This is a genomic window from Paraburkholderia caffeinitolerans, assembly GCF_902859945.1.
Classification (GTDB): domain Bacteria; phylum Pseudomonadota; class Gammaproteobacteria; order Burkholderiales; family Burkholderiaceae; genus Paraburkholderia; species Paraburkholderia caffeinitolerans.
In genome coordinates, this window is sequence record NZ_CADIKL010000051.1 from 14,430 (window position 1) to 37,786 (window position 23,357).

Below are 23,357 nucleotides of genomic sequence, written 5' to 3' on the forward strand. Positions count from 1 at the left end.
GCTCAGGCCGCGCGCGACTGGCTTAGCGTAAAGGCGAGCAAATCGCCATCGGTAGGCTCGCCCCACGTCTTACGGGCAAGCCAATCGAAGAATGCCGTATCGGCCAGTTTCGAGTCGAGGCCGCGGCGGCGCCAATCATCGCGCAGATGCGCCCCAAGCGCCGGCAACTCGTCGTTCTCGAATGACGTGCGTGCAACCTCACGCTCGAGCTCGCCCTGCTCGTCGTAGAGCGCGCGCGCTTCCTTGCGCCGGTAGGCCGCGTACTCGTCCATCAGGCGGGCCTTCGGGTCGTCCGCAGCCACGCCTCCAGCCACTGCGCGCGCTGCAGCCGGTGCGCCCGCAGCAGCGTCCTCGACCGGCGGCGCGTAGCCCTTCTTCAGCGCATCCTTGAACAGCGCTGCCGCGCTGCGCACGGGCGGCAGACTCGTGCTGCGCATGCGCTGTTCGGTCAACTGGAGCGCTGCGCGAATACGGTTTTCCTCGCTGTCGGCGTAAAGTGACTGCGCTTCCTTCAGCGGAATGCCGATCTTGACCATGCGGTCGACGAGCGTGCTGTCGAAAACGTTCGGATGCTCGTCGAGCGCGAGCATCGGCTGCTTGCGCTCGGTCACGCGAAACTGGATCTCGGCAACCCGCCGACCTTCGCGATGCTCGATCAATTCGACAAAAATATTCGTGACCGCGTTGACTTCCGCGATGGCCGGACGCAGGTAATCGCGCTTGAAGTACTTGTACTCGCGCTTGGCTTCGTCGCCGGCCTCGGTGTCGGGCGTACCCGACAGGATCGGCCGCCACCACTCCCACGTCTCGCGCATCGTCAGATGGCTCGGGTTGGTGAGATAACGCACGCAGATCTCGTAGAGCGCAAGGCCCGCGCTGCTGCGCAACTGACTCTGGAATTGCAGACTCAGCCGGGCATACTGAACCGGATCCAGCAGTTTCTTCTTGATCTTGGGCGCGAACGAGAACTCCACCCAAACGCGGCGTGTGGCCGGGTCTTCGAGAATTTCGGCGTCGGCAATCAGCGTGGAGATGCCCCACTTGCGGCCCGGCTTCTGGCTTGAGGTGCCCTGGCTCCATTCGACCTGCACCGACACCATGCGCCGCAGGTGCTCTTTCACGAGCGCCGTGTCGTTCGAGTCGAACGCCGAGTTCGCGACGATGTCGGACAGCAGCGCGCGATAGGTGTCGCCAGACTCATCCGCCTGCTGCGCGACAGCGAGCAGGACGTTGAAGAGCTTGCGGGTCAACAGGGTGATCTTGCCGCTCTTCGGCTGAATCGCGATCGCCTCGACGGCCTTGCGCAATTCCGCCGAACTGGGGCTCACCACATCGGTTTTTTTCACGCGCTTTGTGGCCATGCGTCGGGTCGAGGTGAGATTTCGCGAAAGGATACCGCCTGTGGTGAAACGCGTCTATAGGTCCCCCCTCACCATTGGGGGTGAAGCAGCGCCGCAACGCGTGGCTCACCACGAAAGACTCCCGAAAACGCTCACCTTGGAGGTCTGCGCCTGCTTGCCGGGCTCCTGACCGGCTCTGGGTTCCGGCTTGCCGCGTGTGTTCCAGGTCGATTCGAAAGGTGTCGTTCGGCTCCCGAATATGCTCACCTGAAAAATTTCCTGGCGCAAACGCAACCAAACACAACGACTAGCCGGAGCCTCACCGCCCCGCCAGACGGGCGCAACAGGCCCTCAAAAGGGCCCTGACGGCTGCCACACGGGCTCCCAGTATCGCTGCGACACGAACAGAACGGCGGGCCCGCAGCGGGGTCTGCAACGCGCCAAGCCTGCCTGCCCACGATGAAGCCGGTTGCACGAAGGTGCCGCGCCGCGCAAAAAGCACTTCCGGTGCCTGCCTCCTGCAGTGCCTCGGTCTCAGAGGGCTAACCTCAAGAGACCCGGACCGTCAAAAGAACCTGTCAATCCGCCAGCTTGCCTCAGATCTCCCGAAAAAGCTCACCTTAGGCACAGCATGGTTCCCGATCCAGCAATCCTTCTGGCCATTGCAGCAAACCGGATACCCGCCATCCCGGTCCCGAAAACGCTCACCTTTAAGTCGGGCAGGAATCTGAGACCCGGATACCTCGAGCCGCCATGATCGTTCCCGAAAAGCCTCACCTTTAGCCCTGTACCCCTGAAAAAGCCAATAGATTCCTAGGGTTATCCACAATGCACTGGATGCGGCCAACGCGTCCTGTTGTTCCCGAAAAACCTCACCTCAAGACCTTATGCAAGCGGAACGAGCGAATTACGACCGGTCGCCAGATGCCCCTGAAAAATCTCACCTTCCAGAATTCACGGAAACATCAACGGCAGTCCCATGCCGTTACCTATCAACCTTCCAGGGCCGTCAAATATCGATTTATTCCCGAAAAAACTCACCTGAGTCGCTTTTTTGGCCCAAATCTGCTCCCGAAAAGACTCACCTCATGCGCACACCGGACCAAGAACGCGGCCGGTTTCGCGGCACTGCGACAAACTCCCGTAAAGACTCACCTTGATACGCAGATGGCATCGGAAAAACATTGAAATCCCTTCCAGCGCAACCGTCTCCCCGCACGGACAAGGACTCTTGTACTCCTGTAAAAGCTCACCTCAAGCTCCGTTCAGCCGCAAATCCGGTCAAAATGCCCCCTCGGCTCCCGAAAAACTTCACCTTCGCCTGGCGATTTTTCCCGATCTCCCTCACCACAGCTTCCAGGCGCCCCAGATTGACGTCAAAAAGCAGCCAAATCGATGGTCCTGAATCCACTCACCGTTGCATTTCATGTAACAACATCCACTGTCCCGATGTAGCCGGGCTGGCACCACGAATAGCTCCCGTATTGACTCACCCTTGCTTCCTGGTCAAGAATCAGGCCGATCCTGAACCCCCTCACGTCCTGTCCCGCAGGCGCTCACCGCTGTCCCTGAAGCCCATCACCCGCCTGTCCCGCAGAGTCTCACCACCGCTCCCGTAAAACTTCACCTCATCGGGCTGAAACCCATGCCAGGTAAGGGTTTGCTGTGGCGTTAACGTCTTTTAACAGGTATCAAGGGTGTTTACTTTTATTACTCTCTAGCACCTCTACCCCGCGAGCCCTTTGGGATATCCACACCCCAACCGCTCTGCAAAGACGTTATTGGCAGCACATCGGTTCGTGAAACAACGCCGATAAACAGTTAGCAACCAGAAAAGCCAGCATTTTCAATCGCTTATAGCGCATACTTAGCTTTGTTTCACGAAACACCAACCCTGGCGACACCAAAATGGGTTTTTGAAGCCGCTGTTTCACCTGAATTTCTCGCTCGCCAAAAGTCATGGTGATAATCGTATCGATCAATACGTAATTTGTTATTATTCGATCCGTTATCCCCCGCAGAGACGACCATGATTCGAGACGAAGATCGCCACGCCCTCCGCGAAGAGCTGGAAGCGTTGCGCAAAGACGGCGCTAGGCGTCAGGACTTGTCGCTGCATGCCTGCAAGCGGCTCTTTTTCGATTTCGGCATCCGTCCCTCAATGGCCACCGTCCGGGATTTGACTCAGACCGGCAGCGCCAGCGACATTCCGAAGGACATCGAGCTTTTCTGGCAACGCATTCGTGCAGCGTCCAAGGTGCGCGTCGGCAGTGGCGCGATTCCGCCCGCGCTGGAAGAACGCGCAGGCGAGTTTCTTGGCGCTCTTTATGAAGAGGCGCAGACGTTTGCCCGCCATACCCTCGAAGCTGAGCGCAAGGAAATCGAGTCGGGTCGCCAGGACGCCGAGCAGGCGTTACGCGATGCCCAAGCCCGAAGCCTGGCCGCCGATGAAATGCTTCAGCGCAGCGAGGCGCGTATCGAAGCGGCCTGGACTCGCGTGCGCGAGCTCGAAAACCAGTTGGCGGCGGCGTCCGCGCATGGCGCATCGCATCAGGACAGTCTGCAGGCCACCGTGCGCCGCCTCGAGACCGAAAACGAGTCGCTTCAGAAGCGTATCGACACCGAGCAGACCACCAACGCCGGGTTGCGCGACCGGATCGACCGCCTGCACGAAGACATGCGCAAAAGCACCGAGCACTACGCGCAGCAGATCAAGGATGCGCTTGCTGAAGCCGAGCGCCGCGTGAAGCCGATGCTGGTCGAGCTCGATTCGCTGCGCACGATGTCGTCCACGTGGCAGTCGGCGCAGCGCGACGCAAGCAAGAAGGAATTCGAGTTCATCCAGCAACTGGCCACGGCCAAGGCGCGGGCAGACCGGCTCGACGCCGTGCTGCGCGAGCGCTCGGACGAGGTCGAGGTGCTTACGCGTCAGGTGGCGACGTTGCGCGCGCAACAGGGTGTCGATGGTTCGGTGGCCGGTGTGCTGTGCGCGCTTGCGCAGTCGGGCCGTCTTGGCGACGAAGATCTGGCGCGGCTCGGCACGAGCGTCGACGCCCAGGTGAGCTTGCCCGCGCATTGTCCGAACTGTGAAGACGGCGAGCCGGAGTTGGCCGAGGTCGATGGCCGCTTCGAACTGTCGTGCCCCGAATGTGAATACACCTCGGGCCTTGGGGCGTCGCGGCTGGAGGTCGTGGCACGCTTCGTCACGCGCAAGAAAGATGCCGACAACCCGGTGAGGTGAGTGCTTACGGGACGCACTGGGCGCCAAAACAGTGAGCTTTTACGGGGGGCTCGGCGTGACGCGAGGCCGGCGGGCAGCGTCTGCGCACGGTTGCCCGGTGTGTCTCAACTAGCGTTTCAACCCGCGTCGGGCGCTGCGTCCGTGGATTGCCCGGAGGTCTTCCGGTCGGCCCAGACGCGCCACGCGCGATGGAGCCGGCCAGCGGAAATTGGTTGCAGGAACCCGAGCCACTGGCCGACCTGATCGGCGTCCACTCCCCGCTCGAACAGATCCGCCGCGTAGCTGTTGCGCAGGGTTTGCGGACTCGCGCGTTCGGCGCGGGTTTGCGCGATGCCGGCCTCATCCATGAGCGCATCGATCGCGCGCAGCACCGTGGCCTTGTGCATCGGGCGCCCGTTGGGCGAGCCGGGAAACGCGAGTTGCCCGGGCAGACCCGCGAGGCGGCGCGCTTCGAGCCATGCCCCCATCACGTCGATCGCGAACGGCGCGAGCTGCGTGCGGTGCGTGAAGGCCGGATTGTCGGCTTCGATGGTGATCCAGTCCGAGCCAATCGAGGTGGCGTCGAGCTTGAGCGCGATGGCGTCGCCGGTTTTCAGGCCGCCGCCGAGAAAGACCGCGACGAGCGCCCGGTCGCGCCGTTCGCGCCAGCGCTTCGCGGCCGACTGCTCGGTGAGCGGCGCGAACAGCCGCGCGATCACGGCGGCGCGTTCCAACGCGGTGAGAAAACCGGTAGGTTCGTTCTCGCGTGCGTTGCGCCAGGCCGCCTCGCCGTCCTGGGCGATGAAGCGCGCGGGGTTCGTGGAAGCCAGCTCGATCTGGCGCACGTGGTCGAGCACGCGCTCGATGAGGCGCAGATAGCGCAGCCGCTGCGGCTTCTTCACGTCGAGCCCCGCGACGAATTCGGCGATCGTGCCGGTGTCCACGGAAATAATCGTCTTGCGCCTGAGCGCGAGCCATTCGAGGAAGCGTCCCCATTGCACGCGGTAGACGTCGGCGGACGATTGGCGCAAGTCCTGGGCGGCGAGCCAGGCATCGAAGGCGGCGACCGGATCGTCTTGCCAGTCCTTGCGCTGCTGGTCGAAGAGATCGCGAGAGGATTGGGAGGCGCTCATTACTATGCTTCCGTTAGTTGCGTAGCAGGGAGGCATTCTAGCGAAATTTGCCGCTGTGGGGCTTCCTTCCGAGTCAGCCGCCCCAGGCGCGCGGGCGTGTCGCCGCGGCATGTCGCTGGGCGTCGCGCCGCGCCTCTTCGGTGCTTTGGGCCGCCCGCTCATAGGCGTTGACGGCGAAGGCGAAGACGGCCGGCAGGGCATTGGACTGCCCGAAATGGACTGTTTCGTCGGTTTCCGGGTACGCGAGATCGCCCGGACGCTGGAACAGACCGAGCATGAGTCCGTCGTGACGGCTCGCGAACCCGAGGTCGGCGAGCGCTTCCGCTTCGATCGCGTGCAGCAGGCGCCAGCTAAGCGGCACTTGCTGGGCGATGTAACGCTGCGCAATGTCGCGCACGATCTGTTCGAGGTCGCGTGCGGCTGCCTGAAAACGCAAGGCGGCCAGTTCCTGCTCGTTCAGGATGGGCGAGGTCTGCATGGGCTCTCCGGTCGTTCTTTTTACTGTATAAATATACAGTAGTCGGAGCGTTCGTGCAGCCTCATCCGTTCAGCCATGCATTCAGCCGTGAATCACGATAAGCAGCGCGCGCGCCTCGCCCTTGCCCACGTTGCGGATCGCATGCGGCTGGTCGGCGATATAGCGCGCGGTATCCGCCGTCTTCAGGCGCTCGTGCGCGCTGGCAGCCTCCACTTCGATAGTGCCCTGCAACACGGTCAGATGCTCGCGCGTGCCAGGCTCGTGCGCGGCCGACACCAGCGCGCCGCCCGGCTTGAGCGTGAGTTCGTACCACTCGAAATGGCCGGCCAGCTCGATCGGCCCCCACACGCGCAGTTGATAGCCGGCCTCGTGGCCGTGCAAGGTGGGGATGTCGTGCGGCCCGGCCACCGTGATGGCGTCGGGCGCGCGCGGCGCCGCGAACAGCGAGTCGAGCTTCACGCCCAGCGCGTTAGTGAGCCGCCAGGCCACGGCGATTGTCGGGTTTGCCTTGTCGCGCTCGATTTCCGATAGCATGGATTTCGAGACGCCGGCCGCGCGCGAGAGTTCGTCGAGTGTCATCCGGCGCTCGCTGCGCAGGCGCTGGATCTGCTCGCCCACGCGCGGCGGTGCGGCAGGCGCGGCGGCGCCCGACCGTTCCGTCGCCGGGATGGCCGCGGCGCGGGTTTTGCGCGGCCGGGTTTTAACGCCGGCGCCGGTGTCCGCATGGGTGCCGGAATCGGCGTTTGCGTTGCCCCCTGCGCGGGAACCGGATGGGGAACCTGAGCCGGTGCTTGCCATGGACTGCCTCATCGATTAAAGTTGTTCGACATACCGAACTTAAGTTCGGAAAAACGAATAAATTCGCTTGGAGCTGACGGCGACTATACCAGCCGCGGTTCTTCATGTGAGGAGCACGATGCAATGAGCACTTCCTGGCTTGATCACCTGCGCGCGACGCTCGACCAGATTCGCGCGGACGGTTTCTACAAGAGCGAGCGCGTGATCGCGACGCCGCAGTCGTCGTCCATCGGCCTCGCCGACGGCAGCGGCGTGCTGAACTTCTGCGCCAACAATTATCTGGGTCTCGCGAACGACGCGCGCCTGGTCGCCGCCGCGAAGGACGGGCTCGATCGCGACGGCTTCGGCATGGCCTCGGTGCGCTTCATCTGCGGCACGCAAACCGTGCACAAGCAGCTCGAAAGCGCGCTCGCCGCATTCCTGCAGACCGAAGACTGCATTCTCTATTCGAGTTGCTTCGACGCCAACGGCGGCCTCTTCGAAACGCTGCTCGGCGAAGAGGACGCGATCATCAGCGACGAGCTCAACCACGCGAGCATCATCGACGGCGTGCGGCTCTCGAAGGCGCGCCGTTATCGCTACAAGAACAACGATCTCGCCGATCTCGAAGCGAAACTGCGCGAAGCCGATGAAGCCGGCGCGCGCTACAAGCTCATCGCGACTGACGGCGTGTTTTCGATGGACGGCATCATCGCCGACCTGAAGGGCATCTGCGATCTGGCCGACCGCTACGATGCCCTCGTGATGGTCGACGACTCGCATGCCGTGGGCTTCATCGGCGCGCATGGCCGCGGCACCCCCGAGCACTGCGGCGTGGCGCAGCGCGTCGACATCATCACGGGCACGCTCGGCAAGGCGCTGGGTGGCGCGTCCGGTGGCTACGTTGCGGCGAAGAAGGAAGTGATCGAGCTGCTGCGCCAGCGCTCGCGTCCGTACCTGTTCTCGAACACGCTCACGCCGAGCATCGCGGCCGCGTCGCTCGCGGTGCTGGAACTGATCGCGAGCGACGAAGGCGCGCAACTGCGCGCGCGCGTGCAGGCCAACGGCGCGCATTTCCGCCGCGAGATGAGCGCGCTGGGCTTTACGCTCGTACCCGGCGAGCACCCGATCATTCCGGTGATGCTGGGCGACGCGCGGGTGGCCGCGCAGATGGCGGAGGCGCTGCTGCACGAAGGCGTCTACGTGATCGGCTTTTCGTATCCGGTCGTGCCCAAGGGGCGCGCGCGCATCCGCACGCAGATGAGCGCGGCGCACACACCCGAGCAGATCGACCGCGCCGTGGCTGCGTTTGCGCGCACCGGCAAGCAGCTTGGCGTGATTTGAACAGGATGACGAAATAACATGAAAGCGCTTGCCAAACTCGAACGCGCGCCGGGCCTCACGCTGACCCGCGTGAAGAAGCCCGAAGTCGGCCACAACGACGTGATGATCAAGATCCGCAAGACGGCGATCTGCGGCACCGATATCCATATCTGGAAGTGGGACGACTGGGCGCAGAAAACCATTCCGGTGCCCATGCACGTGGGTCACGAATACGTGGGCGAGATCGTCGAGATGGGCCAGGAAGTGCGCGGCTTTGCCATCGGCGACCGCGTCTCGGGCGAAGGGCACATCACCTGTGGCTTTTGCCGCAACTGCCGCGCGGGGCGCCGCCATCTGTGCCGCAACACCACGGGCGTGGGCGTGAACCGCGAAGGCGCGTTCGCCGAATATCTCGTGATTCCGGCCTTCAACGCCTTCAAGATTCCGCCCGAGATCTCCGACGATCTCGCCGCGATCTTCGACCCGTTCGGCAACGCCACGCACACGGCGCTCTCGTTCAACCTCGTGGGCGAGGACGTGCTGATTACCGGCGCGGGGCCCATCGGCATCATGGCCGTGGCGATCGCGAAGCACGTGGGCGCGCGCAATGTGGTGATCACCGATGTGAACGACTACCGGCTCGAGCTCGCGCGCAAGATGGGCGCGACGCGCGCGGTGAACGTCTCGCGCGAATCGCTGCGCGACGTGATGAGCGAGTTGCACATGACCGAGGGCTTCGACGTGGGCCTCGAAATGTCGGGCGTGCCGAGCGCGTTCACGGCGCTGCTCGAATCGATGAACCACGGCGGCAAGGTCGCGCTGCTCGGCATTCCGCCCGCGCAGACCGCCATCGACTGGAATCAGGTCATCTTCAAGGGCCTCGAAATCAAGGGCATTTATGGCCGCGAGATGTTCGAGACCTGGTACAAGATGGTCGCGATGCTGCAGAGCGGGCTCGATCTTTCGCCCATCATCACGCACCGTTTCAGCGTGGACGACTACGAGAAGGGCTTCGCCGCGATGCTCTCGGGCGAGAGCGGCAAGGTGATTCTCGACTGGACTGGCGCCTGAAGCTGAAGCCTCAAAGCGGTCATTGCGCCGCCGCGGCAGCATCGGGCGGCGCTTGTTCGAACTCGGCCTGGATGCGCACGTCGATCTCGTCGCCCACCGCTGGATACCACGTCGCGAGGCCGAATTTCGCGCGGCTGAAGCGCCCGGTGGCGGCAAAGCCGAGCGTCGGCTGCTTCGTGAGCGGGTCCGGTGCGTAGCCGTTGAACACCACGTCGAGCGTGACCGGCTGCGTCACGCCATGAATCGTGAGGTCGCCCGTGAGCTTGCCGGCGGGCTTGCCGTCCACGTCGGCGATGCGATCGAAATGCGTGCTCGCGAAGCGGATCTGCGCATGGTGCTCGACGTCGAGCATCTGCGGCCCCTTCACCATGCGGTCGAGCAGCGGCACGTTGGTGTCGAGGCTCGCGGCGTCGATCACGGCTTCTACCCTCGCACTTTCCAGCGCGTTCGCGGGCCAGTCGAGCTGCCCGCTCGCCCGGTCGAAACGCATCACGAAGCGCGAGTAGTGCAGATGGTCGACGTCGAACACGATGCTCCAATGATGCGCGTCGAGCGTGTAATGCCCCGCCGGCACCGACGCTTCGACGGGACTCACGCTATGCGTCACCACGCGCAACGGCATGCAGCCGGGCAGCAGGCAGGCCATGGCCAGCGCGGCGCACAATGTGCGGCGCCGTGCGTCAGGGGCGGCTGCGGCGGGTGGGCGATGCATGGTGTCTCCGTTTCGGATGCCTGGCGTCCGATGGTAGTTGGCGCTGTTACTGTCGTTACGGTAGTTACGAGGGGCGGCGCCTTTTTGTTCCATCGACAGTCTCGATTGTTGAACGGCGTATCCCGCACGCGGATCGTCATTCTTTCACGCCACGCCGTGCGTGTGCCTTGCCAGTGGCCACGTGCAGAGGCGCGCAGCTTTCGGGCCCGATGGAAGATTCGCCTCACGGATTGCCACGCGGCCCGTTTTCGGGTTTGATACGCGGATCGGAGCCGGTCCACCCAGAGGAAGCGCCGCATGCCCACCGCGAATGATTCGGTCTGCTTTCACAGCACGCACCTGCGCGAGGTCGACGCCATGACGGCCGCCACGGCGCGCAGCTTCGCGCGCCATGCGCATGACCAGTACGGCATCGGCGTGATCGACGCGGGCGGTCACGTATCGCTCTCCGATGCGGGCGTGGTCGAGGCGCTGCCCGGCAACCTCATTCTCGTCAATCCCGGCGAAGTGCACGATGGCCGCCCGCTCGGCGCGCAGGCGCGAAGCTGGCGCATGCTTTATTTCGAGCCGCGCTGGATCGACGCGCTGCAGGCCGACATCACCGAGGGCGACGACACGGGTTTCGCGCTGTTCGCGCCCGTGATCGCCGATCCGCTTCTGCGCGCGCTATTCGATGCCGCGTTCGCCTGCGCCACGGCGGACGGCGGCGACCTCGCAGCCATGGCATTCGACGGCGCGGCGCTCGACGCGATGGCGCGGCTCGTGCGCGGACTCGGCCACCGCCGGCCGCTCGCGCCGTGTTCGCCGTTGGCCGTGGCGCGCGTGCGCGAGATGATCGACGCCGATCCGGGCCAGGCGTTCTCGCTCGCCGACCTCGCGCAGGCTGCGGGGCTCAGCCGCTTTCAGCTCCATCGCGGCTTCGTGCAGGCGTTCGGCGTGGCGCCGCATCAGTACTTATTGCATTGCCGCATTGGACTCGCGCGACGCCTGCTCAAGGCCGGCCAGGCGCCCGCTCAAGCCGCGCTCGCGGCCGGCTTTTGCGACCAGAGCCATCTCAATCGCGCGTTCGCGCGCCAGTTCGGCGTATCGCCGGGGCGTTACCGGTTCGCGCACGAGGGCGCTCCCGCCTGACGGCTGCGCCTGGTCGTTGTGACGGCGGCTGGTGGCCGGCGTTCGCCGCACACCGATCCAAGACGGCGCAAACGCCGCGTTTTATACAGGCGTTTCAATCCCCTGGAGCGCCTCCATGTCCTCTTCGCTGTCACCCGCAAAATCGCCGCACGCGTCGTCGCGGTCCGTCGCGCATCTGCAGTTGAGCCTCGCCATGATCACCGTGGGCAGCACGGTGATCGCCAGCAAGATCATCGGCGCGGGGCTCGATCCCATGCCGGCGACCGCCTTGCGCTTCGCGTTTGCCTTGCCCGTGCTGCTCGTGCTCATGCGCGTGACCGGCACCGCGTTCCCCCGCCCTGGTCTACGCGACGCGGGCCTGCTGATCGCCCAGGCGGCGATCGGCAGTGTCGGCTACACCGTCTTGCTGATCGCCGGAACCCAGCGGACCTCGGCCGCCGATGCGGGGATCATCCTCGGCACTTTGCCCGCCGTGTGCGCGCTCACCGCCGCCGTGGTGCTGCGCGAGCGCCTGCGCGCGAGCACGCTGGTCGCCGTGATGGTGGCGACCCTCGGCGTGGCGCTGGTCACGCTAGCGCCCGCCGCGCAGCATGGCGGCGGCTCGCTCACGGGCGATGCGTTGCTGATTGGCGCGGTGATTTGCGAGAGTCTTTTCGTGCTGCTGAACAAGCGGCTCGCGACGCCCTGGCCGCCGCTCGCGCTGTCGACCGCGATGACGGGCATTGGCTTCGCCGTCTCCGCCGTGGCGGCGTTGCCCGACTGGGCGGCCACGCTGCACGCGCTGCCGCCGCATGCCTTGCTGGCCGTGGCGTACTACGCGCTGGTGCCGACCGTGGGCGGCTTCTGGCTCTGGTACACGGGCGCATCGCGCGTGTCGGGCGCCGAGGCGGCCATCTTCACGGCCGTCGCGCCGGTGGCGGGCGTCGTGCTCGCGGCGCTGCTGCTGGGCGAGCCGCTCACGCCCGCCCGCCTCGCCGGGCTTGCGCTCGTGGTTGCGGCGGTGTTTGTGACCGCCGCGCCGGCCCTGCGGCGGCGCCCGGGCTAGCGCTAGCCCGCGATCAGAACGCGCCTTGACTTCGGAGAATGATCGTTCTACATTACGACCCATGGAGAACGATCGTTCCACCTTGCGCGGTAGCGTACCGTTCAAGATTCAAGAGGTGAAGCCATGAGCAGTAGCCCCATTGCCGCCGATGCGCGCGAGCGTCTGCTCGACGCTGCCGAGGCGCTCGTCTACGCGGGCGGCATTCACGCCACTGGGGTCGACGCGATCGTCCGCGCGGCGGGCGCGGCGCGCAAGAGCTTCTACACCTGGTTCGAGTCGAAGGACGCGCTGGTGGCCGCCGCGCTCACGCGCCGCGACGAGCGCTGGATGCGCTGGTTCATCGAGGGCACGATGAAGCGCGGCCGCACGCCGCGCACGCGTCTGATCGGCATGTTCGATGTGCTGCGCGAGTGGTTTGCCTCGGATGGCTTTCATGGCTGCGCGTTTCTCAATGCCGCGGGCGAGACCGCTTCGCCCGACGATCCCGTGCGCGAGATCGCCCGTCTGCACAAGGCGCGGCTGCTCGCGTTCATTGCCGGGCAATGCGAAGCATGGGCCGAAGCCGTTGGCGCGGACCGGCGCGTGGCGGCGCGGCTTGCGCGCCAGTGGCTGATCCTGATCGACGGCGCGATTGGCGTGGCACTCGTGAGCGGCGCGGCGGACGCGGCGCTCGATGCGCGCGCCGCCGGGCAGCAGTTGCTCGATGCGCTTGCGCCCCGATCGCCGCAGTCCCCTCGATCGTCGCGAACACGCGGCGCGGCGCAGGAAGCGCGCGGCCGCAGCTAGCCGCGCGTTTTTTGTCAGGTCACGCCGTTTCCTGCCTTCTCCAAGGAGTCCACGCATGAGCACTACGAACCCCACGCCCCCCGCCGAAGCCCGCCCGCCGCTGCCGCCTTTCACCCGCGAGACCGCGATCCAGAAAGTGCGCGGCGCCGAGGACGGTTGGAACAGCCGCGATCCGCAGCGCGTCGCGCTCGCGTACACGCCGCAAAGCGTCTGGCGCAACCGCGCCGAGTTCGTGACGGGCCGCGAAGCCATCGTCGCGTTTCTCACGCGCAAGTGGGCGCGCGAACTCGATTACCGGCTCATCAAGGAACTGTGGGCGTTCACGGGAAATCGCATCGCGGTGCGCTTCGCCTACGAATGGCACGACGATTCCGGTCACTGGTACCGCTCGTACGGCAACGAGAACTGGGAGTTCGACGAGAACGGGCTGATGGCGCGCCGCCATGCGTCCATCAACGACCTGCCGATTCGCGAGGCAGACCGGCTGTACCACTGGCCGCTTGGCCGCCGTCCCGACGATCATCCGGGCTTGAGCGATCTCGGGCTCTGAGCGGGCCGCCTCGCTTCTTGCCAGTGCGCATCGTCGATCGTTCATCGTGGCGACTCATCGGACTGGCAACATGCACGCGCCGGAGGTTGCGCCCGCGCTGTCTTGCTGTAAAGTTTGCAGTCACCGGAAGCAGACCATGAACAGAACCAGCAGCTGACGAACCGAAGCGATTCGGCGAGCAAGAGGACGGAGAGCCCATGCGGTGTTGGCAAGTGCGCGGTGGCAGGACAAAAACAATCGCCGGCGCGTTGGCGCTCTCAGTGCTGATGCTTGTCGCCGCAACGAGCGCCCGCGCGGGCGACTGGTGCGGCGGCGGCCTGTGGGTGGACGCGATGGTCGGCTCGTATCACATCCATCCCGACAAGGATTTCGAGCAATTCAATCCGGGTCTCGGCATCGAATGCTGGCCGGGCGAAACCTGGGCGCTCACGGCGGGCGGCTTTCGCAATTCGCTGAGCCGGCCCTCGTGGTATGGCGGCGCGGTCTGGGCGCCGGAATTCCTGCACTGGGGCTACGTGCGCCTCGCGGCGATGGGCGGCCTCATCTCCGGCTACAACTACGGCAACTGGGGGCTCGGCCACGATCACACGATCGGGCCCGTGGTCGCGCCCATCGTGATGGTCGCGTACAAGCGTGTGGGCGTGAACTTCATCCTCATCCCGCCGATTCCTTCCGACGACCTGCCGTTCACGGTCGGCTTTCAACTGAAGGTGAAGTTCTAGGGGCTGTTCACATTAGAAACAGGCTTGCGAACGTGCATTGCCGGGTGCAGTGCAAGGAGCGCGGCGCGCCGTTTGGCCGAGCCAAACAAGCGACGCTCGACGCCGCAATGTGCCCGGCAATGCACGTTCCCCACGTTAACTATTTCTATCCAGGGGCTGGCCGCCAGAAGGGCCGATCGCCGCGTCATGCTCCTCACGAATACATCGAGTATTCGCTTCGTCGCAATCCTCGCGCTCGGCCCTTCTGGCGGCCAGCGCAAGCCTGTTTCTAATGTGAACAGCCCCTGGCGTGCGCGGGTGTTGCGCGAGGGCGTCGAAGCACTCGCGATAGCGGTGCCGGCACGTCTCCCATCCGAACATGTCGATGGCTTGCTGCCGCCGCGCCGCCACCGCCTGCGCCGCCGAGAAGCGCGGCCAGTTTTCCGTGACGAAGCGCACCACCTCGGGCAGGGCTTCTTCGTGTTCGAACAGCAGGACATTGTCGAACTGCTCCGCCGCCCATCGCATGAACGGAATGGCCCGGCCGATCACCACCGGCACGCGCCCGATCGCCTCGAAGAATGCGCCGCTCACGAGCATCGAATCGGCCACGTGCGGCAGAATCAGGACATCGGCGGCGTCGATTCGTGCGTTGAATTCGGCGTCGCTCAGAAAGCGCGCTTCGAGGGTGACGCAGGCCGAGAGATCGCGCTCGCGCAGGATTGCGTGCAGCGTTTCGACATAGGCCGCCTGACCCCGCCCCGCGATCAGCAGCGCGTGGCCGGCGGGCCACGCCGCGAGCACCTGAGCGATGCCCTTGTAGGGCTCGACGGTGCCGAGAATCGCAAACGAGGGTGCGTGCGTGCCTTCCTGCGTGGACTTCACGCCCGATACCGCGCGCTCCGGCACATCCCAATAGAGCGGATGCGGCAGATACCGCGCGCGAAAATGCTCAGCGTAGTGAGGATCGTGGACGATGCGCATATCGGCGAGCCCGCGCACGAGCGACATCAACGCGACGGAGAGCACGCGCACGACGCCGCGCGCATTGTGAACCGCGTGGTCGTGCACGAAGCACACGGCCCGCGCGCGGCCGAGCGCCATCAGCGCGCAATAGAGCAGCACCACCGGCACGCCGCGCAGACGCGGAACGACTCCGCGCCCCTTGTCGATGAACGCGCGCAGTTCGATCCAGTGCAGCATCAGCACCGTCGAGCGCCTGAACAGGTCGACGAATCCGCCGCGCAGCAGGTACCGCAACGACAGCGGCCGGACGTCGTAGCCGATGTCGCGCAGCAGTTGCTTCTGCAAATCGATGTACGGATTCGTCGTATTGGTGAACGGCGAGAGCAGCACGCGCGGCGCCCGCTTGCTTTCTTTGCGCCCCTCGTGTGACGGGCGCGTGGCGTCCCGCATGTTCATTGCACGGCGTCCACCGTCGAGGCCGCAACGGCCAGCACGATGTCGATGATGCGGTCCTGCACTTCGCGCTCGAGCATGGGGAACACAGGCAGACACAGCACCTGCTGCGCAATCGTCTGCGCCACCGGAAGATTGCCGGGCGCTGCCGAATCCAGGCCGTTATACGCGGGAAATTCGCTGATCAGCGGATAGAAGTAACGCCGCACGGCAATCTGGCGCGCACGCAGTTCGTCATAGAGCGCATCGCGGCTGAGCGGGAAATCCGGCGTTACGAGCACCGGGAAATAGGCATGGTTAGGCGTGCTGCCCGCGCCGATCTCATGCAGGCGCAGCCCTTTCACGTGGCCGAGACGCTCGCGATAGTAAGCGTCGATACGCGCGCGCGCCGCGTGGGCCTCGCTCACGTGCTGCAACTGCACGAGACCGAACGCGGCCTGAACCTCGTTCATCTTGCCGTTGATGCCGTGGCCCACCACGGTCACTTCGTCCTGAATGCCGAAGTTCTTGAGGCGGTCGATGCGCCGCTTCATTTGCGCGTCGCGGCAGACGATCGCGCCGCCCTCGAAGGTGTGAAAGATCTTGGTGCCGTGAAAGCTCAATACCGACATGTCGCCGAAGCTCAGCACCGAACGGCCGTGGCGCTGCACGCCGAATGCATGCGCGGCGTCGTAAATCACCTTCAGGTTATATCGATTCGCGATGCGCTCGATCTCTTCGACCTCGCACGGGTTGCCGTAGACATGCACGGGCATGATGGCTCGCGTGTCGGGCGTGATCGCCGCTTCGATGCGCGCCGGGTCGAGATTCATGCTCACGGGGTCGATGTCGGCGAACACCGGCTTGATGCCGTTCCAGTGAATCGCATGCGTGGTCGCGACGAACGAAAACGGCGTGGTTATCACTTCGCCCGTGATCTCCAGGGCTTGCAGGGCCGTGATCAACGCGAGCGTGCCGTTCGAGAACAAGCTGATGTGCTCGACGCCGAGATGCTCGCACAGCGCCTGCTCTAACTGATGATGCAGCGGACCGTCGTTCGTTACCCAGCGGTTCGACCAGATCTGCTCGAGATAAGGCAGGAATTCTGCGAGGGGCGGCAAAAACGGCTGGGTGACCGGCACTACCGCGGCTTTCGTGTCGTTCATCATGGTCTTGTGTCCCGTAATCGTGTTTATTTATTCAGGATGCCGAATTTGATGGCTGAGTAACGGACCTCGGATCGGCAAACATCGGCAGACTCAGGAGCGATGAGTCTGGGTGCCTCGCGCGAGCGGATTGGCGAGATAGCGAATGGCGTGGTCGCTGACGCTGCGCAGCGGCAGCAGGCACAACAGCGTCAACGAGACCGCCGCGAACTTCTTGCGCGTCGTCCAGAACGGATTGGCGAGGATCGAGTGAAAGTAGCGCCGCGAGCCGAACACGATCCAATGCCAGCGCCGCCACAACGGCGCGTCATACACCCACATGCACAGATGCGCTTTTTCGTATGAAAAATCCATGGCCTGTTCTGGCAACTGCTCGCCGAGGCGCTCGCTCACGAGTTCGCGCAGCGCGTCCCAGCGCTGGGGAAAGGCGCGCACGACTTCGGCGACGTCCTGGCTGTTCGCAATCGACAGCCCGGGGCGCGGCGCGGCGGACGCCGTGTTTGCGCCCGCGTTGTCCTCAGGCATCCGATGCACGCGATAGCCGCCGAGCGGTGTATCGATGACGCCTACCTGGCCAACCAGCGCTACGCCGTAAATGGCGAAGAAGTCGGCGGCAATGCCGCGGCGCGTCGTCTTCGGCAGCGGCAACACGCGTTTGAGCGCACTGACGCGATACGCGTTGCCCGACGCCGGCGGCGATGGGTAGAGCCAGCCGCTGCGCAACAGCCCCGCGCATTCGGCAGGCGGTTGCGAGTGCGGCACGCAGACGCCGGTGGAGCGGCTTTCGCCGTCGATCACGTCGAGCGTGAATTGCACCTTCGCATAGCCGCCGCGCTCGAACGTGTCGAGAACCTGCGCCACCGCGCCTTCGTAAAGGACGTCGTCGGAGTCGAGATACAGGATGTACTCGGTATCGGCCATTTCGAGGCCGAGATTGTACGAACTCGCCTGGCCGCCATTGGCTTTTAGAACCGGCGTCACGCGCGTGCCGTAGCTCGCGAGGATGGCGCGCGAACTGTCGGTCGAGCCGTCGTCGATCACGACGACGCGGGTTCGCTGCGGTTCCTGGGCGAGCGCCGAGTCGATCGCTTCACGCAGGAAGCGTTCGTAGTTGTAGCTACATATGACGATTGTGATGTCCTTCACTGCGGTTACCCCGTATTTGCCCTGTAGTCGGCGGGTGTGCTTTCGCAACGCCACCTCGTCGGCGACCAAAGACTTACATCGCTCTCGCGCTGATAGCGAATTGAAAGTAATTGGTAATCTTATAGCTCAGGGTCGTCGGCGGACGCCACCGCTATCGCGGCCTATGTGTGCGGTGTTCAACACAACGGCGCAGACGTACGCGAGCGCGCGCGAAAGGGGTTCCCGCAAACACCCACCTTGGTGCGAAGACGCGCCCCGCCCGTTTATCGACGCATCGTCGCGCTAAGGTGAGCGGTTCCAGGAGAAGGGGGCATGGTGAGCCGCGAAGGGCGCGGCGACTTCACCGGTTATTGCGTAATGGTGAGGAATTCCAGGAGACGTGGATGGTGAGCCATGCGAAGCGCCACAACTTCACCGGTGTATTGAGTAATGGTGAGGAATTCCAGGAGTTGATGCCCCCGAAAAACCTCACCTTTGCCGTGCGTGTGGCGTATCAGAACTTGTACTCGGGATTTTTCGGATCGAAGGCATCGGCTTCGAAGGTCTTTGGCGTGATGCTTTCGATCACGATCCTTTCGAGGACCTGGCCGTCGTTGTCATAAGCCTCGACGGTGCGGAAATACGGGCGGCGAAGGTCCAGCCCGAGCGTCTGCTTCTTGCCGGCTGGCGAGGCATACGTGAGCGCCACCACGCGCACGCCGTTGAGCGTCTTCACTTCCACTTGCGGCTTGTAGGGCGAACCCACTTCGGCGTACTTCTTCGCGTCCGCCATGAAGCGGCTCACGATGAACTCCGTGCCAAGCTCGGTGATCTTGTGATTCGACTGCGAGCGCGCGAGCGAGCCGTCGATCGCCGTCCACATCGGCATGACGCCGAGCAGGCCGCCCAGATGTCCGTACATCTGATCGGTGCGTTTGGTGGCGTCGTAGATCACTTCTTCACCCGCATTCTCGCCGTCGGGCAGCCACTTCGCGTAGATGCGCAGCGGTTCGCGGTCGAGCTTCACGAGCATGTGTGCGGGTTTGGCGGGCCACTTGCCGTTCAGGCGCTCCCAGCGCGAGAGCACGAATTCGTACGACGGATACCCGGACGGCCCGATCTGGATCAGCGCGGGCACGACGAGCGGATCGAACGCCTGAACGAGCGCGGTGAGTTGTGCGTCGCTCATCTTCACGAGCGCGCCGCTCTTTTGCGCGCGGGACAGCCAGCGCACTTGCTGCTCGAGCGGGAGCTTGCCGACTTCGGCGGCGGGGTTGGCCGATGGGCTTGCGATGGTGTCATGCTGAGCATTCGCTTGCGCGTTGGGGGGGGCGCTTGCATCGGCCGCTGCGCTGTCTTGCGCGCTGGCCGTGACACATGCGAATGCAAACACCGCGGCGCAGGCGACGGGCGCAGCGAGGCGTCGCGCACGCCCCGTCGGCCGCGCGCCGGGCGGGATCGAATGCATAGGATCGTTATTCATGGTTGGGCTCCCTGTGTCGCTATTTTCTTGAACGAGGCGTTAAACAGAACCGCAAACGGCGTGGCGAAAAAGCGCGATGGTAACGGCTGCGCGGCGCACCGCCTCTCAAATTCCCTTCACGCCGCGCGCTGGGTGGTGCATACCGCGCGCGCGATCGCGGCACGCAGCCACTCGTCCGTCTCAATCGTGAACACCATCGAGTGATGCCTGAGACCGGTGTTCGGTCCGACGCTCGTGAAAAAATTTGGATTACCAGGCAAAGTCGTGCCAAGGTAGGCATGCGCGCCGGTACGCTGTGTCTGCAGCGCGCCGGCTCCAAAGGTGAGTGTTTTCGGGGGCGCTCGCCGCAGGGCACCGAAACATCGCCGACAACCGGGTTACGACGTTCGTAAATGACAAAGGTGAGCGTCTGCGGGAGCGGATATTCACTGAGCAGTGCAAAAAGACGCGTTTTACCCGCCGTCTATAAGTTGCTTCGCAGATTTTTTTAATCAAAGCGTCTGGGGTGGATTTGCAAAGGTGAGCGTTTTCGGGAGTCGCGCGGAGAGGCAACCTGTCATCGATCTGTGAGTCGCGCACGGTATAGTGACTCGGGAAACGCGCCACCGGCGCGGCGCTACGGAGTAGCACCATGGGCTTCTTCGACCGACTGTGGCCGCGCAAACGCGCGACGCCCGTGCAGGAGACCGAGCAGACGCGCGCGCTCGTCGAGCGGCTGATCGTGCTCAGCCCCTCGCTGAAATTCGCGCGAGACTATCGCGAGCGCTTGAGTCCCGCGCTCGCACAGTCGGTCGCGTACGTGCGCGAAATCGTCGAGCGCCTGCCGCCCGCGTGCGAGGCGAGCGCTGCGAACTGGCTGGCCAATCCCCATATCCACGCGTTCTTCGCTGCGCCCGCCGACGTGGCGCCGGTGCTGAGCCGCTCGCCCGAACTGCACGCGTGGTTCGAGAGCCATCCGCTCGCGCGCGAAGCCTGGGCCGTGCTCGGCATGGCGATGGCCGAGCGCCGCAGCCTCGGCGTCGCGCAGCACGGCGACCACGTGCACACCGACGTTTCGCAAACCACGCTGAGCTTCGACGACCATCAGGTGCGCGTATGCGGCGAATCCGAAGCGGACCTGCGCGAGCAGATCGTACAGCGCGTGGTCGAGCAGATTGCACTCGAAGGTCTCGCGCAGATCGGCGCCGACGAGTCGCGCCGCGACGCGCTGGAGCAGGAGCGCGCGCTGTTGCGCACGCGCCGCCAGTTGCTCACGCGCCAGGGTGCGGGCACGCAGAAGATGGTGGGTGAGCGAGCGGTCGAGAACGCCGCGGAACTCGCGCAACTTCAGGCGCAGATTGACGCGAACGAGCAGGCGCTCGCGGAGCTCGGCTTGAAGACGGACGCGCTCGAACACGAAATGGGCGTGATTTGCGATGTGCTCGCGCATCCCGCGCAGCACGCGAACGTCGAGATGAAGCAGGTGCGGCTGAGCCCGATGAACGTCGTGATCGAGCACGACGCGCCGGGCAGCGGCGCGCAGATCGAGTTTCCGCTCGCGCGTTTGCCGGCCAGTCCGCAGGGCGTGCGCGCGTTCTCGCTGATCCGCTTCGCGCGCGCGGACCTGATGCCGCGGCCGAAGCTATTGGACAGTGGCAGCCACTTCGTGATTTGAGCCGAAGGCGACGTGGTTGAGCGAAAGGTGAGCATTTTCGGGAGTCGCGCGCAGTCACGCGCGTGCGGCCTTGCGTGACGTGAGGTGAACCGCAAGGCTTCAGGACTACTCACCCGAAATGACCATTTTGTGCAAGAAACGACGATTTCAAGCCGGATTGCGGCAGAAAATTCCTGGTAGTCCCAGGTTAAGCGACGCGAACTGTTCTCTCGCGCGATACGCGAAGCCGCACCCGAATGCCAAAGGTGAGGTTATTCGGGAACGGTGCGCGCGGTTGTTTCGAGACACTAACCGTTCGCGCAGAAAGCCTTGAAAACGCTGGAAAACAAGGCTTTCTGCGAAGTGCCGCAGCGCCCGGCATGACGCCGTGGGGATCTCGGTAAGACCGAAAGGTGAGGCTTTTCAGGAGTGGCTGGCGGGCCACGCGCTCACGCCCGCAGGGTCGATCTCGAAGCGCAGTGCGCCGGCGTGCGGGAGCGCCGCGTCTTCGGCGGGGATGTCGAAGGTGTCGCCAGCCAGTTCGAGCGTGACGTAGCGGTCGCCGTGGCGCAGCGAGACGCCGGCGAGACGGCCTTCGAGCGAACCGTCTGGCGTCGCGCGCAGCGCGCGCGGCGACACGCGCCACATCACGCGCGTGCCCGCGGCGAGTCGCGCGCTCTCGCAAGCGATTCGGCACGGCAAGCGCAGTCCGCCCGCCGTTTCGATCTCGCCCGATTCGAGCACGACACCCGTGCCGATGTTGTGCAGTCCGAGCAATTCGGCCACACGCAGTGAAGCGGGTCGCGCGAACACCTCGTCGACGGGACCGGCTTGCAGCGTGCGGCCATGCTCGATCACGAGCACCTCGTCGGCGAGCAGGGCGGCTTCGTCGGGATCGTGGGTGACGATCACGGTGACTGCGCTGATCTCGCGCTGTAGCGCGCGCAACGTTTGCTGCAGGCGGCGCCGGCGCGGTGTGTCGAGCGCGGCGAACGGCTCGTCGAACAGCAGCAATTGAGTGTGCCGCGTGAGCGCGCGCGCGAGCGCCACGCGCTGGCGCTGGCCGAACGAGAGCTGGCGCGGCAGGCGCTGCGTGAGCGTGTCGAGGCCCAGATGCGCGAGCCAGTAGCGCGCGCTGGCGGCATCCGCATCGACGGGAAACGCCAGTTGCTGCGCCACCGTCATGTGCGGAAACAGGCCGTAGTCCTGCGGCATGTAGCCGATCTGGCGGCCTTCGGGCGGCAACGCGCCGATGTCGGTCGCGCCGAGCGAGACGAAGCCCGCGTCGTTGCGCTCGAGGCCCGCGACGATGCGCAGCGCGAGCGACTTGCCCGAACCCGACGGCCCGATGATCGCGAGCCGCCGCGTGCGCGGCTGCCAGGCGACGTCGAGCGTGAACGCGCCGAGCCGCCGCTGCGCCGCGAACGCGAGCCGCAGGTTGTCCGCATTCGCTGCCGCGGCGGCGGGCGTGAATGCGGTGAGTTCGTCGCCGTTGTCGGTGCTCACCGTAGGCGTGGCGCGCGCGCCCCGGCTATAGACAGAGAGCACCGCGCAGACGATCGCGATGCCCAGCGTCGGCAGCAGCAGCGGCATCATCGCGGGCAGCCCCTGGCCGCCGAACACCACATAGGTGTAGACCGGCAGTGAGTACGGGTGATAGGCGACCATCACCGTTGCGCCGAATTCGCCGAACGCGCGCAGCCACGCAAGCGCGAGCCCGGCGCGGATGGCGGGCCAGGCGATCGGCAGCGTGACGCGAAAAAAACGGCTCAAGGCGCGATGGCCGAGCGTGGCGGCGACGTCGTCGTAGACCGGATCGACGGCGGCGAACGCCGAGCGCGCCGCCACGACCAGGAACGGCGCGGCCACGAAGGTTTCGGCGAGCACGATGCCTGTGAAGGAGTCGGTGAGCGTGCCGTTGAAGAGTTGGCCGAGGCCGCTATACGGGCCGATCAGGAACAGCAGCAGCACGCCGCTCGTGAGCGGCGGCAGCGCGAGCGGCAACTGCACGACGAAGCCGAGCAGCGCGACGCCGCGCGCGCGCGAACGCGCGAGCCAATAGCCGAGCGGCACGCCGCCCACCAGGATGACGAGCGCGGCGACGCTCGCGCTCGCCACCGACACGCCGACCGCCGAGCCCATGGTGCGCCAGTCGACGCCGGCCCAGTCCGCCTGGCCGATCTGCGGGATGCTGGCGAAAAACGGCGCGCACAGATAAACCGCGAGCAACGCGCCGAGCCACCAGAGCGGCCTTGCGGCGCGCTGCGCGGGTTGAGTCATGATTG

Annotated in this window: 19 protein-coding genes and 1 pseudogene; 9 read left to right on the top strand and 11 right to left on the bottom strand. The window is 65.0% G+C overall.

Annotation, left to right across the window (positions count from 1 at the left end):
- Positions 1-2: 2 nt before the first annotated feature.
- A complete protein-coding gene (locus HV773_RS32210; protein WP_175197937.1) occupies positions 3-1,361 on the bottom strand; it encodes a replication initiation protein in 1,359 nt (452 codons plus the stop codon).
- A gap of 2,008 nt (positions 1,362-3,369) precedes the next feature.
- On the opposite strand from HV773_RS32210, the gene HV773_RS32215 reads away from it, so the two are divergent.
- Positions 3,370-4,581, top strand: coding sequence for a DNA-binding protein (locus tag HV773_RS32215; RefSeq protein ID WP_175197938.1), 1,212 nt, complete (start codon positions 3,370-3,372; stop codon positions 4,579-4,581).
- 116 nt (positions 4,582-4,697) lie between these two features.
- Here the strand turns inward: HV773_RS32215 and HV773_RS32220 are convergent, their stop codons facing one another.
- The 3 genes from HV773_RS32220 to HV773_RS32230 form a co-directional block, all read right to left on the bottom strand.
- Positions 4,698-5,693 (bottom strand): tyrosine-type recombinase/integrase, encoded by a 996-nt coding sequence (locus tag HV773_RS32220; protein ID WP_246282550.1) that lies wholly within the window; start codon positions 5,691-5,693, stop codon positions 4,698-4,700.
- A 73-nt stretch (positions 5,694-5,766) separates the two neighbouring features.
- Entirely contained in the window at positions 5,767-6,171 is a 405-nt protein-coding gene (locus tag HV773_RS32225; protein WP_175197940.1) for a DUF2471 family protein, read from the bottom strand.
- 81 nt (positions 6,172-6,252) lie between these two features.
- Positions 6,253-6,969, bottom strand: a complete 717-nt coding sequence (locus tag HV773_RS32230) for a helix-turn-helix domain-containing protein (RefSeq protein ID WP_175197941.1) — start codon at positions 6,967-6,969, stop codon at positions 6,253-6,255.
- Positions 6,970-7,092: 123 nt separating this feature from the next.
- Between HV773_RS32230 and HV773_RS32235 the strand changes: the two genes are divergently transcribed.
- Together HV773_RS32235 and tdh are read left to right on the top strand one after the other, a co-directional pair.
- Positions 7,093-8,292 carry a glycine C-acetyltransferase gene (locus HV773_RS32235; RefSeq protein WP_175197942.1) on the top strand — a complete coding sequence of 400 codons (1,200 nt, stop codon included), beginning with the start codon at positions 7,093-7,095 and terminating at the stop codon, positions 8,290-8,292.
- Between the two features lie 18 nt (positions 8,293-8,310).
- Positions 8,311-9,342: an L-threonine 3-dehydrogenase gene (gene tdh, locus HV773_RS32240; protein ID WP_175197943.1), complete on the top strand. Its 1,032-nt coding sequence runs from the start codon at positions 8,311-8,313 to the stop codon at positions 9,340-9,342.
- 19 nt (positions 9,343-9,361) lie between these two features.
- Here the strand turns inward: tdh and HV773_RS32245 are convergent, their stop codons facing one another.
- Positions 9,362-10,054 carry a YceI family protein gene (locus tag HV773_RS32245; RefSeq protein WP_377729393.1) on the bottom strand — a complete coding sequence of 231 codons (693 nt, stop codon included), beginning with the start codon at positions 10,052-10,054 and terminating at the stop codon, positions 9,362-9,364.
- Between the two features lie 297 nt (positions 10,055-10,351).
- On the opposite strand from HV773_RS32245, the gene HV773_RS32250 reads away from it, so the two are divergent.
- The 5 genes from HV773_RS32250 (at position 10,352) to HV773_RS32270 (ending at position 14,288) form a co-directional block, all read left to right on the top strand.
- On the top strand, positions 10,352-11,185 hold the full coding sequence (locus HV773_RS32250) for a helix-turn-helix transcriptional regulator (protein ID WP_175197944.1): 834 nt from the start codon (positions 10,352-10,354) through the stop codon (positions 11,183-11,185).
- Positions 11,186-11,300: 115 nt separating this feature from the next.
- Complete coding sequence (locus tag HV773_RS32255; protein ID WP_175197945.1) at positions 11,301-12,230, top strand: DMT family transporter; 930 nt, start codon at positions 11,301-11,303, stop codon at positions 12,228-12,230.
- Positions 12,231-12,353: 123 nt separating this feature from the next.
- On the top strand, positions 12,354-13,016 hold the full coding sequence (locus HV773_RS32260) for a TetR/AcrR family transcriptional regulator (RefSeq protein WP_175197946.1): 663 nt from the start codon (positions 12,354-12,356) through the stop codon (positions 13,014-13,016).
- 55 nt (positions 13,017-13,071) lie between these two features.
- Positions 13,072-13,566: a nuclear transport factor 2 family protein gene (locus HV773_RS32265; RefSeq protein WP_175197947.1), complete on the top strand. Its 495-nt coding sequence runs from the start codon at positions 13,072-13,074 to the stop codon at positions 13,564-13,566.
- 266 nt (positions 13,567-13,832) lie between these two features.
- Positions 13,833-14,288 carry a hypothetical protein gene (locus HV773_RS32270; RefSeq protein WP_175197966.1) on the top strand — a complete coding sequence of 152 codons (456 nt, stop codon included), beginning with the start codon at positions 13,833-13,835 and terminating at the stop codon, positions 14,286-14,288.
- Between the two features lie 135 nt (positions 14,289-14,423).
- Here the strand turns inward: HV773_RS32270 and HV773_RS37125 are convergent, their stop codons facing one another.
- The 5 genes and pseudogenes from HV773_RS37125 to HV773_RS37600 form a co-directional block, all read right to left on the bottom strand.
- The gene (locus HV773_RS37125) at positions 14,424-15,689 is read right to left on the bottom strand and encodes a glycosyltransferase family protein (RefSeq protein WP_246282551.1); all 1,266 of its coding nucleotides are present in this window, start codon (positions 15,687-15,689) and stop codon (positions 14,424-14,426) included.
- The gene (locus HV773_RS32280) at positions 15,686-16,834 is read right to left on the bottom strand and encodes a DegT/DnrJ/EryC1/StrS family aminotransferase (RefSeq protein ID WP_281365320.1); all 1,149 of its coding nucleotides are present in this window, start codon (positions 16,832-16,834) and stop codon (positions 15,686-15,688) included. The genes HV773_RS37125 and HV773_RS32280 overlap by 4 nt, the downstream gene beginning before the upstream one ends.
- Positions 16,835-16,924: 90 nt before the next feature.
- A complete protein-coding gene (locus HV773_RS32285) occupies positions 16,925-17,977 on the bottom strand; it encodes a glycosyltransferase family 2 protein (RefSeq protein ID WP_175197949.1) in 1,053 nt (350 codons plus the stop codon).
- 493 nt (positions 17,978-18,470) lie between these two features.
- Positions 18,471-19,439 (bottom strand): DUF1571 domain-containing protein, encoded by a 969-nt coding sequence (locus HV773_RS32290; protein WP_246282552.1) that lies wholly within the window; start codon positions 19,437-19,439, stop codon positions 18,471-18,473.
- Between the two features lie 152 nt (positions 19,440-19,591).
- A pseudogene (locus HV773_RS37600) lies at positions 19,592-19,774 on the bottom strand (4-hydroxyacetophenone monooxygenase); the annotation flags it as partial.
- Positions 19,775-20,070: 296 nt separating this feature from the next.
- Here HV773_RS37600 and HV773_RS32295 point away from each other — a divergent pair.
- Positions 20,071-21,093: a hypothetical protein gene (locus HV773_RS32295; RefSeq protein WP_175197950.1), complete on the top strand. Its 1,023-nt coding sequence runs from the start codon at positions 20,071-20,073 to the stop codon at positions 21,091-21,093.
- A gap of 402 nt (positions 21,094-21,495) precedes the next feature.
- Here HV773_RS32295 and HV773_RS32300 read toward each other — a convergent pair whose 3' ends face one another.
- Positions 21,496-23,352, bottom strand: a complete 1,857-nt coding sequence (locus tag HV773_RS32300; protein ID WP_175197951.1) for an ABC transporter ATP-binding protein/permease — start codon at positions 23,350-23,352, stop codon at positions 21,496-21,498.
- Positions 23,353-23,357: the final 5 nt, after the last annotated feature.